Source organism: Aeromonas sp. R7-1 (genome assembly GCF_040908115.1).
GTDB lineage: Bacteria > Pseudomonadota > Gammaproteobacteria > Enterobacterales > Aeromonadaceae > Aeromonas > Aeromonas caviae.
Genome location: NZ_JBFODD010000049.1, coordinates 78,489 through 90,001, shown reverse-complemented (window position 1 = coordinate 90,001; position 11,513 = coordinate 78,489). Strand labels below are relative to the sequence as shown.

The 11,513-nt window shown below is 64.6% G+C and carries 10 protein-coding genes; 5 read left to right on the top strand and 5 right to left on the bottom strand.

The window, feature by feature from the left end; translation table 11 throughout:
* Positions 1 to 335 precede the first annotated feature (335 nt).
* The 4 genes from AB5Y51_RS13385 (at position 336) to AB5Y51_RS13370 (ending at position 4,653) form a co-directional block, all read left to right on the top strand.
* Complete coding sequence (locus AB5Y51_RS13385) at positions 336 to 1,457, top strand: ABC transporter substrate-binding protein (RefSeq protein WP_039039122.1); 1,122 nt, start codon at positions 336 to 338, stop codon at positions 1,455 to 1,457.
* Positions 1,458 to 1,558: 101 nt separating this feature from the next.
* Entirely contained in the window at positions 1,559 to 2,611 is a 1,053-nt protein-coding gene (locus AB5Y51_RS13380) for an iron ABC transporter permease (protein ID WP_010674675.1), read from the top strand.
* Entirely contained in the window at positions 2,604 to 3,371 is a 768-nt protein-coding gene (locus tag AB5Y51_RS13375) for an ABC transporter ATP-binding protein (RefSeq protein ID WP_041215201.1), read from the top strand. Before AB5Y51_RS13380 ends, AB5Y51_RS13375 begins: the two co-directional genes overlap by 8 nt.
* Before the next feature lie 64 nt (positions 3,372 to 3,435).
* Entirely contained in the window at positions 3,436 to 4,653 is a 1,218-nt protein-coding gene (locus AB5Y51_RS13370) for an MFS transporter (protein WP_368178575.1), read from the top strand.
* A gap of 201 nt (positions 4,654 to 4,854) precedes the next feature.
* On the opposite strand, the gene AB5Y51_RS13365 is transcribed toward AB5Y51_RS13370, so the two are convergent.
* From AB5Y51_RS13365 to fadI, 5 genes are all read right to left on the bottom strand, one after another.
* Positions 4,855 to 5,739 (bottom strand): AEC family transporter, encoded by an 885-nt coding sequence (locus AB5Y51_RS13365; protein WP_319909140.1) that lies wholly within the window; start codon positions 5,737 to 5,739, stop codon positions 4,855 to 4,857.
* An 11-nt stretch (positions 5,740 to 5,750) separates the two neighbouring features.
* Complete coding sequence (locus AB5Y51_RS13360) at positions 5,751 to 6,308, bottom strand: YaeQ family protein (RefSeq protein ID WP_010674671.1); 558 nt, start codon at positions 6,306 to 6,308, stop codon at positions 5,751 to 5,753.
* A 188-nt stretch (positions 6,309 to 6,496) separates the two neighbouring features.
* The gene (locus AB5Y51_RS13355; protein WP_010674670.1) at positions 6,497 to 6,637 is read right to left on the bottom strand and encodes a TIGR02808 family protein; all 141 of its coding nucleotides are present in this window, start codon (positions 6,635 to 6,637) and stop codon (positions 6,497 to 6,499) included.
* 261 nt (positions 6,638 to 6,898) lie between these two features.
* Positions 6,899 to 9,046: a fatty acid oxidation complex subunit alpha FadJ gene (gene fadJ / locus AB5Y51_RS13350; protein WP_368178574.1), complete on the bottom strand. Its 2,148-nt coding sequence runs from the start codon at positions 9,044 to 9,046 to the stop codon at positions 6,899 to 6,901.
* Entirely contained in the window at positions 9,046 to 10,356 is a 1,311-nt protein-coding gene (fadI, locus tag AB5Y51_RS13345) for an acetyl-CoA C-acyltransferase FadI (protein ID WP_010674668.1), read from the bottom strand. The genes fadJ and fadI overlap by 1 nt, the downstream gene beginning before the upstream one ends.
* A 183-nt stretch (positions 10,357 to 10,539) precedes the next feature.
* Between fadI and AB5Y51_RS13340 the strand changes: the two genes are divergently transcribed.
* Positions 10,540 to 11,490 carry a MoxR family ATPase gene (locus AB5Y51_RS13340; RefSeq protein ID WP_039039116.1) on the top strand — a complete coding sequence of 317 codons (951 nt, stop codon included), beginning with the start codon at positions 10,540 to 10,542 and terminating at the stop codon, positions 11,488 to 11,490.
* The last annotated feature ends 23 nt before the right edge of the window (positions 11,491 to 11,513 follow it).

Genomic DNA, 11,513 nt, shown 5'->3' with positions numbered 1-11,513 from the left:
CTGGCTGCCTCCGTCAGGATCGACATCGGCTCCGGGGCAGACGGGTGAGCATTACGCAGGCCTCTGCCCGGTACCATTTCGTGAACAGCGCCACTCACAGACTCCGAATCATGGGCAAATCCATGGGCGCCATACCGGGCGCCCCCCCTTCGTGGCCCGAGAAGGCAGAAAACCGGGGGATGGGACTCTCTCCTGGTGCTCTTGTGGAACCGGTTCCAGTAATGACAGAAATAACAAGAGAGGGGATGACACAAACGTTTGTTGCTTTTGCGCTCGCGAATGGCAATAGTTCTCACTTTCTTTTTTGACCGTCTCTATTCTCGAGGTGCTACAAGATGTTTCGTCACCCCCTGGCAAAGTTGCTGCTGCTCGGCCAGCTCGTCCTGGTGAGCTGGATGGCGCAGGCCGCCCCCCCCGTTGAAGTGGAAGATGTGATGGGCCGCAAGGTCTCCCTCAGCCTTCCGGCAAACCGCATCGTGCTCGGTTTCTATCCCGAAGATTACCTGGCGGTGGCCGGTGAAGGCGGGGCCGAACGCCTGGTGGGCATGTCCCTGGGCTGGTTCATGAAGTCCCGTCCCGCCATCTGGTCTCTCTACGTGGCCAGCCAGCCACAACTGGCCAAGGTCCCGGACCTTGGCAACGTGCAGGATCAGAGTTTCTCCATCGAGAAGACCCTGGCGGTCAAGCCCGACCTGGTGATCCTGGCGAAGTGGCAATATGAAGCTCTGGCCGCGGACCTGCCACGCCTCGAGCAGGCGGGGATCCCGGTGGTGGTCATCGACTACAACGCCCAGACCCTGGCACAGCACATGGCGAGCACCCTGCTGCTTGGCAAGCTGACCGGCCAGGAGGCCCGCGCCCGGAAGATGGCCGACGAGTACAAGGCCAAGATTGACACCATCACCTCCCGCATTGCCGCCGCGAAGCGCACGCCGCCCCGGGTCTACATCGAGCTGGGTGACAAGGGCCCGGCCGAGTACAGCTACACCTATGGCAAGGACATGTGGGGCGCCATGGCCCTGCTGGCCGGTGGCGACAACGTGGCCGCCCCCTTCGTCGATCGCTGGGGCCCCATCCACCCGGAACAACTGCTGGCGAGCAAGCCCGAGGTGATCCTGATGGCGGGCTACGAGAGCGTGAGCAGTGCTGTCGCCATGCAGGTGGGCCAGGATGTGTCGGCAGAGACCGTGCGCCAGCGTCTGCAAGGCTTTGCCGCCCGTCCGGGCTGGAGCGAGCTGCCTGCGGTGAAGGAGGGTCGCCTCTACGCGGTCTATCACGGCGCCACCCGCAGCATCATGGATGCCGCCCTCATCGAGTTCATGGCCAAGGCCCTCTATCCGGATCTCTTCCAGGATCTCGATCCCCTGGCCACCTATCAGGCGTTCTATCAGCACTATCTGCCCATCCGTCCCCAGGGCACCTTCATGCTGGGCATCAAGCAGGATGACGCAAGCTAACCCCGGCAATTCGGGTGTGGCCCACCTCGGCCACGCCCTCTTCAGCAACCCTCTTGGATTGTGTGGGCGCCTCTTGCGGCGCCCGTTTCAGGATTGACATCATGAATGATTTGGCTGCCCTGCAGCAGACCCTCGCCCGGCAGCGGCAACGGGAGCGCCGTCGCTGGCACTGGCTCCTGCTGCTCGCCCTGGTCCTGTGCATTACCCTGGTGCTCGACATCGCCACCGGCCCCTCCCTGCTGGCCCTGCACGACGTGATCGATGCCTTGGTTTCCCCCGCCCAGGCCGATCCCATGACCCGCACCATCGTCCACGACATGCGCCTGCCCATCGCCCTCATGGCCCTGGTGGTCGGCGCCTCTCTCGGCCTTGGCGGCGTGCAGATGCAGACCCTGCTGGACAACCCCCTCGCCAGCCCCTATACCCTCGGGCTCGCGGCGGCGGCGGGCCTTGGCGCGGCGCTGGCCCTCTACACCGGCGGCCTCGGACTTCCTCCCCTGGTGGCCATCCCGGCCGGTGCCTTCATTGTGTGCATGTTTGCCGCCTGCCTGCTGTTTGGTCTGGCCATGATGCGCCATGTCAGCAGCCAGACCCTGATCCTGGCGGGCATCGCCCTGCTGTTCCTGTTCCAGTCCCTGCTCTCCCTGCTGCAGTTCCTCTCCTCCCCCGAGCTCAACCAGCAGATCCTGTTCTGGCTGTTTGGCAGCCTGATGCGCACCACCTGGGACTCCCTGATCATCACCGCCGTCGTCACCCTGATCTGCACCCTGCTCATCTACCGGGATGCCTGGGCCCTCACCAGCCTGCGCCTCGGGGAAGCCCGCGCCCGCAGCCTCGGGGTCAACGTCGACAGACTGCGCATGAAGACCCTGGTGCTGGTCGCCCTGCTCACCGCCACCGCCACCAGCTTCGTCGGCGTGATCGGCTTCGTCGGCCTGGTGGCCCCCCATATCGCCCGCATGCTGGTGGGGGAAGATCAGCGCTTTTTGATCCCCCTCTCCGCCCTGTGCGGCGCCTGCATGCTCTCGGCGGCCTCGGTGCTCTCCAAGTCCATCATTCCGGGGGCCCTGTTCCCCATCGGCATCGTCACTGCGCTCATTGGCGTGCCCTTCTTCATCTGGTTGATCCTCGGCAGGGGGCGTAAACGTGCTTGAAATATCCCGACTCTCCCTCTCCCTCGGCCAGCAGACCTTGCTGCGGGATCTCAGCCTCACTCTGCATCCGGGTCAGGTCCATGTGATCATCGGCCCGAACGGGACCGGCAAGACCTCCTTGATGCGCACCCTCTTTGGTGAACTGACCCCGGACAGTGGCGACATTCGTCTCGGGGACCAGAGTGCCCGCCAGATGACGCAGGCCAGGTGGCGCCAGCAGTTTGGCTACATGCCCCAGAACATCCAGCTGGAGCTGGATCTCAGCGTTATCGAAGTGGTGGTGCTGGGGCGCCTCGACAGCCTCTCCATGCGTCTGGCGGACGAGGACATCCTGGCGGCCGGCCGCGCCCTGCAGGCCCTTGGCATCGCCCATCTGGCGGATCGCCCCCTCTACTCCCTGAGCGGCGGCCAGCGGCAGATGGTGCTGTTCGCCCAGGTGCTGCTGCGCGATCCCCGCATCATGATGCTGGACGAGCCGGTCAGCGCCCTGGACCTTCATCACCAGATGCAACTGATGGAGCACCTGTGCCAGCAGACCCGGGAGCAGCAGTGGATCACCCTGGTGGTGCTGCACGATCTCAACCTGGCGGCCCAGTTTGCCGATCAGCTGATCGTGCTGGCAGGGGGCGACTTGCAAGCCTTCGGCCCCCCCGCCCAGGTGCTCGACGCTCCCCTCATAGAGCGCCTCTATCAGGTGCCGGTGCAGATAAGCCACGATCAGCGCGGCATTCCCTTCCTCAGAACCGTGCGCAGATCATGATGGCGAGCCTACCCATGGCAGCGCCCTCGGCCTGGCCCGCAGCCGGCCCCGAGGTGACTGCAAGATGAACGGCGCCTCCTACTGGCGGGACTGGCAGGGCATGAGCCCGGCCGCCCGCCTGCTCATCACCAATGGGCTCGCCTTCAACCTCGGCTTCTACATGATGATGCCCTTCCTCGCCCAGCACATGGGCAGCGGACTCGGCTTGGCCGGCTGGGCCTGCGGCCTCGTCATGGGGATGCGGGTCTTCAGCCAGCAGGGGCTCTTCCTGTTGGGCGGCACCCTTGGGGATCGCATCGGCTACCATCCCGCCATCGTCTGGGGCTGCCTGGTACGATCCTTGGGCTTCGTGCTGCTGGGCTGGGCCGAGTCCCTGCCCATCCTGCTGCTGGCCGCCGCCCTCACCGGCTTTGCGGGGGCTCTGTTCACCCCCTGCGCCCAGGCCTACCTTGCCAGCGAATGCCACAACCCGAGCCAGCGTCAGCGCGCCTTCGCCCTGCACAATCTGGCCAGCGAGGCGGGCATGCTGCTCGGCCCCCTGGTCGGCCTCACCTTGACCCAACAGAGCTATGCCCTGACGGGGATCCTGGCGGCGAGCCTCTTCGCTCTGCTCGGAGTGCTGCAATACCGGGGGCTGCCCAAACGCCCGGTGAGCAACCAGAGCCCCCGTGGCGCCATCTTGCGCCAATGGGGGGAGATAGTGCGCCAGCGCCCCTTCATGGGGTTCACCCTGCTGGCAGGCAGCTACCAGATCCTGTTCCACCAGCTCTATCTCGCCCTCCCCGCCCATATCCAGAGCCTGCCGGACGCCACCCACCTGCTCGGCGGCGTCTTCACCCTCTCGGCGGTGATCGGCGTTCTGCTCCAGCTCCCGGCCTCCCGCCTGGTGGAGCGCCGCCTGGGAGTACCGCTCGCCATGGGACTGGGGATAGGCATGATGGGCCTGAGCTATCTCGCCCTGCCCCTGCTGGCACCCTGGCCGACGGCAGGCGTGTTGACGCAGGTGGCCCTGCTTTCCCTGGGCTCCATCCTCTGCTTCCCACTGTTCGCCGCCCAACTGCCCCGCTACGCTCCCCCTGAGCAGCTCGGCAGCTACTACGGCTTCTATGCCAGCGCCGGTGGCTGCATGGCGCTCTTTGGCAACCTGCTCATCGGCTTTATGCTGGGGGATGCGGGCAGCCGCCCCGCCACCGCCATCTGGTGGCTGCTGGCCCTCGCCGGGCTGCTGGCGGGAGTTGGCCTTTATTCCCAGCTGCGCAAGGATGGCCATCCCCATCACTAAACAGGGCGGCCAAGGCCGCCCTGTTTTATTCCCTTTTCTCCCCCTTCAACTCTCTGCCTTATCCGGCTAAACCGGCTTCAAAACCTTGTCAGATACGCGAGCAAGCTCGGCTGTACTCGATGAGCAAAACAACATCGGACATGCACGATAGCAATAAAAAGGACGCCATCGGGCGTCCTTGAAGAGGAAGACAGTGCCGGGTCAACTCCCCAGATGCAGCGCCAACCAGACTGCCAGCGGGATCACCAGCACCGAGAGCGCATTGCCGCCGAGCACAATACTGGCCACCTTGTCGGGCTGGCACTGATACTGCTCGCACAGCATGTAGTTGAGCACCGCCGGGGGCAGCGCCACCGACAGCATCAGGAGTGGTATCCAGTCAGGTTCGAGGGGCAGCAGCCAGACGGCGAGCCCCAGGGAGAGGCCCCCCGCCAGCAGGTAGAGCAGGTTGCACTTGATGGCCAGCCCCAGGTGATCCAGCTCCCCTTCCATCAGCCGGATGCCTAAGGCAAACAGCATCAGGGGCACCGCTATCTGGCCGAGCAGAGCGGCGCTGGTCACCAGGTATTCCGGCAGCGGGATATGCAGGTTGGCCACCAGCAGCCCGGCGAAGGCGGCCCAGAGCACGGGGCTTCTCAGCCAGAGCCAGCGGGAGCTGCTGGCCGAGAGGATGAACATGCCCACCGAGAAGTGGAGCAGGTTGGAGAGCACAAAGAGGATGACGATGGCGCCGAGCTGCTGCTCGCCAAAGGCGAGCACCATCAGCGGAATGCCGAGGTTGCCGGTGTTGCGAAACATGGCGGGCAGGATCAGTGCGGCCCGCTCTATCTCCTTGAGTTTGAGCAGGGAGAGCAGCAAGCCGGGCAGCAGGATGACCAGGGCACCGGCCCCCACAAGGGGCAGGTGCGCCGCGAGATCCAGGGGGTATTTCACCAGGGCCGAGAAGACCAGTGCCGGGGTAAAGAGCTCGATATTGGCCCGGTTGACATAACCCAGGGCCCCGCCCGGTCGCAGCCGCCCATAGAGGGCGCCAAGGCCCACCACCGCAAACACGGGAATGACGATATTGAGCAGGGCGCTGAACATGGGTATCCCGTTTACAGTTCGCGGGCCGGGCGTCCCATCAGCACCACGGGGTCCAGCGTCACCTCCTGGCTGCCGTTGCTGACCCAGAGCTGGCCGTCGGAGATGGTACAGGTGAGCTGCATGGTGCGCTCCACCATGGCCGCCAGGGGCAGGGTCTGGCTGTCGGAGAGTTCGATGACGCTCAGGTTGTCGTGCAGACCGAGCTTGCCCTGGTTCTGCTTCCACCAGACGCTGGTGCCACGACCGCCATAAAGGTAGAGCACCACCTGGCGAGAGCGGTTACATGCCTTCTTGAGGCGGCGCTCGTCCGGCTGACCCAGCTCAATCCAGAGTTCAATCTCGTCGGAGTAGTTCTTGCACCAGAGCTCGGGCTCGTCGTCGGCAGAGAGCCCCTTGGTGAACTCCAGCCGCTCGGCGGCATGCCAGGCGAAGGCCGCGAGGCGGATCATCATGCGCTCGTCGGTCTCGGAGGGGTGACGGGCCAGGGTGAGGGAGAAGTCCTGATAGAGATTGCGATCCATGTCAGACAAGCTGATCTGGGCCTTGAAGATGGTTGCCTTGAGCGCCATAGAAGTCGTGAATACCTGATAAAAGAGAAGGGGGCGGACATGCCGGGCGTCAGTGTAATCAAAATGGCCGCCGGGTTCGACCGTCTTGCGCTCCCTTTACCCCATCAGGGGCGGGCAAGTGCTTCAGAAGACACAAAAAACAAATGCCAGTCGTGAGACTGGCATTTGGCGGCATGAACGAGAGTGACTCACTTCTCGGCGGACTTGACCCCGAAGGCATTGAGCAGCAGGCAGCAGGTCACTGCCACTGCCACGAACCCGCTCAGGAAGATAAAGGGCATGGCCCCATACCCCAATACAGTCCAGATGGTGTGTTCAAGCAGACTCATAGTGTGTCCTTCATCCAGTGAAATGGGTGTCCCTTTCGTGACGGGGTCGCCCCCGTTCCTGATAAGACTATTTGACCTCAACCCGCGCCTGAGTCCTATGCCACCAAAGTAATAAATGGGGCACCAGTTTGCGCCAGATCAAGGTTTTACCCCTCCCCGCCCCGTTTTTCTTCGCCCCTCGCCCCAAACCGGAAAGGTACGCCCAACAAAAAGCGAGGCGACCTTGGGGTCGCCTCGCTAGATGCATGCCGTCGAGAGCCATCAGTAGAAGGTCTGCTGCTCCGCCGCCATCGCTTTCAGCCGCGCACAGGGGGCGAAGCGGTCGCCAAAGCGCTTCTGATGGTGCTCAAGACGCCCCACCAGATAGTCGATGCCGAGGCTGTCCATGTAGCGGAACGGACCGCCCAGGAAGGGAGGGAAGCCGATACCGAAGATGGCGCCGATGTCGCCGTCCCGGGCCGAGGCCACCACGCCGCCATCCAGGGCCATGGCCGCTTCGTTGAGCATCAGCAGCACGCAGCGCTCGGCGATCTCCTGCCTGGCCAGCTTGGCCTGGGGCTTGACGCCAAGCACGTCGTAGACGCTCGCGTCCACCGTCTTCTTGCCCTCCTTGCCGGTGAGCTTGTTGCGCGGGGCCGCCTTGCCATAGAGATAGAAGCCCTTGCCGTTCTTGCGCCCCTTGCGATCGTCCTCCAGCAGCTTGTCAAAGGCCTTGGGCGCCTGGAACTGCTCGCCACCCAGCTCTTTTTCGAGGATGGGGGAGATCTTGGCCCCCACGTCGATCCCCACCTCGTCCAGCAGGGTGATGGGGCCGACCGGGAAACCGAAGTCGAGCAGAGCGCCGTCCAGTACCTCCACCGGCTCCCCTTCCAGCACCAGGCGCGCCGCCTCGTTCATGTAGGGCGCCAGGATGCGGTTGACGTAGAAGCCCGCCTCGTCCTTCACCACGATGGGGGTCTTGCCCTGGGCCCGGGCGAAGGCCAGGGTGGTGGCCACCGTCTCGGCGCTGGTACCCGCGTGGGGAATGATCTCGGCGAGCGGCATCTTGTCCACCGGGCTGAAGTAGTGCAGCCCCACCACCCGCTCCGGATGCGTCGCCGCCGAGGCGATCTGGTGGATGGGCAGGGAGGAGGTGTTGGAGGCAAACACGGTGTGCTCGCCGCACTCGCGCTCCACGTCCTGCACCATCTGGTGCTTGAGGTTGATGTCCTCGAACACCGCTTCCACCACCATGTCCACCCGGTGGAAACCGGAATAGTCCAGGGTGCCGGTGAGCAGGCTCATCTGTTTTTCCAGCTCGCTGCGCAGCAGTTGGCGACGCTTGAGCTTCCTCGCGAGGAGGTCGTAGCTGTAACGCATGGCATTGCCGATGCCGGCGCTCGCCACATCCTTGATCCGCACCGGTACCCCCGCCTTGGTGGCGGTGACGAAGGCGATGCCCCCCCCCATCAGGCCGCCCCCCAGCACGGCGGCATGACCCACCTTGCGCGGCTCGGCCCCCTGATAGCTCACCTCTTTTTTCATCTCAGTGGTGGCGAAGAAGAGGGAGCGCAGAGCGGCGGATTCCGGCGTCATCACCAGCTCGCCGAAGTGGCGGGCCTCGGCCTGCAGGCCGGCCTGCATCCCCTCCTCCACGCCGATGCGCACCACCTCGATGATGCGCTCCGGCGCCGGGTAGTTGCCCCGGGTCTTGGCCTTGACCCCCTTGCGGGCCTGATCGAACAGCACCTTGCGACCAAATTTGTTGGTCTCCAGCACCTTGCCCTGCAGATCCCGTTTCAGGTGGTGGCGCGGCTTGCCCTTCTTGGCAAGCTTGATGGCGGCCTCCAGCAAAATGGACGGGGGCACCATGTCATCCACCAGCCCGAGCTTCCTGGCCTGTTTGGCCCGCACCTGCTTGCCGGTCAGCATCAGATCCAGTGCCTTGGCCACCCCGATGAGGCGCGGCAGTCGCTGGGTACCGCCGGAGCCCGGCAGCAGGCCGAGCTGCACTTCCGGCAGGCCCAGCACGGTTTTACCGTGATCGGTCACCACCCGGCCATGACAGGCGAGCGCCAGCTCCAGCCCGCCGCCAAGGCAGGGGCCGTGAATGGCGGCGATCACCGGGATCCCCAGGGACTCGATCTCGGCGAACACGTCCTGTCCGGCCCGGGACAGCGCTTCGGCATCCTGGGCGCTGGTGCAGGCCGCCAGCATGGCGATGTCGGCCCCGGCGACGAAGGAGTCCTTCTTGCCGGAGACGATCACCAGGCCGATCAGATCCCCGTTCCCTTTTACCTCGGCCAGCAGAGTGCGGATCTCGTCCGCAAAGGAGGCCTTCAGGGTGTTCATGCTCTCACCGGGCACATCCATGGTGAGGATGCCGATGCCGTCTTTACGAATATCCAGAGAAAAAGTCTTGGCACTCATCATTCCACCTCCAGCACCATGGCCACACCCAGCCCACCCGCCGCACAGGCGGTGTTGAGCCCCAATCCCCCACCCCGGCGCCGCAGTTCATGCAGGGTCTGGGTGATCATGCGCGCCCCGGTGGCGGCAAAGGGGTGACCAAAGGCCAAAGAGCCGCCGAGCACGTTGAACTTCTCCATGTCCACCTCGCCGATGGCCTGATCCCGGCCCAGCTTGTCACGGGCAAATTCGGCGCTTGCAAACATCTTGAGGTTGGCGAGCGTCTGGGCGGCAAAGGCTTCGTGCATGTCGATGAGGGTCAGATCCCCAAGGGTGATGCCGGCACGGTCCAGCGCCAGCGGCGTGGCATAGGAGGGGCCCATCAGCATGTCCTGCCAGACATCGATGGCGGAAAACGCGAAGCTGCGGATGTAACCCAGCGGCTCCAGACCCAGCTCGCGGGCACGCCCTTCGCGCATCATCAGCACGGCGGCGGCGCCGTCGGTGAGCGGGGTGGCGTTGGCGGCCGTCACCGAACCGTGGGCCCGGTCAAAGACCGGTTTGAGCTTGGCGTAGCTCGCCAGATCGGAGCTTTCACGGATGTTGTTGTCCCGCTCCAGCGGCGACTTGTAGGGGGGCACGTGGGCGGTGAACACCTCACCACTCAATTTGCCCTGCGCCCAGGCTTCGGCCGCCAGGGTGTGGGAGCGGTGGGCCAGCGCATCTTGCGCCTCGCGGCTGATCTGGTGGGTCTTGGCCATCTGCTCGGCGGTCTGCCCCATGGAGAGACCGGTGGAGTACTCGGCCACGGCCGGGGGCACCGGCAGCAGGTCCTTCAGGCGCAGACGGCGCAGAATATTGAAACGCTGCTGGAGGTTGCGCGCCTTGTTGAGATCCACGAGGGCGCGGGCCAGAGACTTGCTGACTCCGATGGGCAGCACGGAAGAGGAGTCGGCACCGCCGGCGATGGCGATGTCCACCGTGCCGGCCATGATGGATTCGGTGACATTGGCCACCGCCTGGAAACTGGTGGCGCAGGCGCGCGACACGCTATAGGCATCGGTGCTGACGCTCATGCCGGTGCCGAGCACGATCTCCCGGGCGATGTTTGGCGCTTCCGGCATCTGCACCACCTGGCCGAACACCAGCTGGTCGATGAGCTTGGGGTCGAGATCGGTGCGGGCGAGCATCTCGCTCACCACCAGTTTGCCCAGATCCACCGCAGGCACGCCGTGAAAAGCGGTGGCCTGCTTGGCAAAGGGGGTGCGCAGACCCGCCACGACGGCTATCCGTTCGCCCTGGCGAGTCGTCAGTTTCAATGGCTGTTTCATCCTGGCTCCTTGGGTTAAAAAGGCAGAGGTCTGACCTCATTGCGCCACATCTTAACAATCCAATCACAACTTTCATACGGCTGATTGAAACTAAATTGTCCCCATCTTGCCACCCTCCCTCGCCCTTGTGAGCCAACTGGGGTATAAAAAGATCAACTTCCATAAAAACAACGGGTTTATCGCATGGCAGCGGCCGAGTTCAGAGCACTTGGAGACTATCTGGGCAGCCAGATCCTGGGACAGGGCCCCCTCATCGAGGGGCTGCTGATCGCCCTGTTATGTGAAGGACATGTGCTGATCGAGGGGGCCCCCGGTCTTGCCAAGACCCGGGCGGTCAAGGCGCTGGCCGGGGCCGTGGAGGGGCGCTTTGCCCGTATCCAGTTCACCCCGGATCTGCTCCCTGCCGATCTCACCGGCAGCGAGGTCTTCCATCCCCAGGATGCGAGTTTCGTGTTTCAACCCGGCCCCCTGTTCAACCATCTGGTGCTGGCGGACGAGATCAACCGGGCGCCGGCCAAGGTGCAGTCCGCCCTGCTGGAGGCCATGGCCGAGCACCAGATCACCGTGGGCAAGAAGAGCTGGCGCCTGCCCTCCCTCTTCATGGTTGCCGCCACCCAGAACCCCATCGAGCAGGAAGGGACCTATCCCCTGCCGGAGGCCCAGCTCGATCGCTTCTTGCTCAAGCTGCTGGTGGATTACCCCAGCCCCGCCATGGAGCTGGCCATCCTCCAGCTCAACGCCCGCGGCGACGCCCTGCCGACGCCGCCGGTCACCCTGAGCCAGTCCGACTTGCTGGAAGCCCGCACCGCCGTTCAGGGGGTACAGATGCAGGGGCGCCTCGAGCACTATCTGGTGCAACTGGTGTGCGCCACCCGCCCCGGCAGCGGCCTGTGCCCCGAGCTAGACCCCCTGGTCGCGGTGGGGGCCAGCCCCAGAGCCAGCATCGGCCTCGCAAGAGCCGCACGGGCCCGGGCCTGGCTCGCCGGGCGCGACTTCGTGCTGCCCGAAGACATCCAGCAACTGGCGCCAGCCGTGCTGCGCCACCGCCTCATCCCGAGTTATCAGGCGCTGGCGGACAACCTCGATAGCGAGGCGCTCATCACCCTGCTGCTGGATGCCATTCCATGCCCCTGAGCCGGCCCCCACAGGCAGCCCTA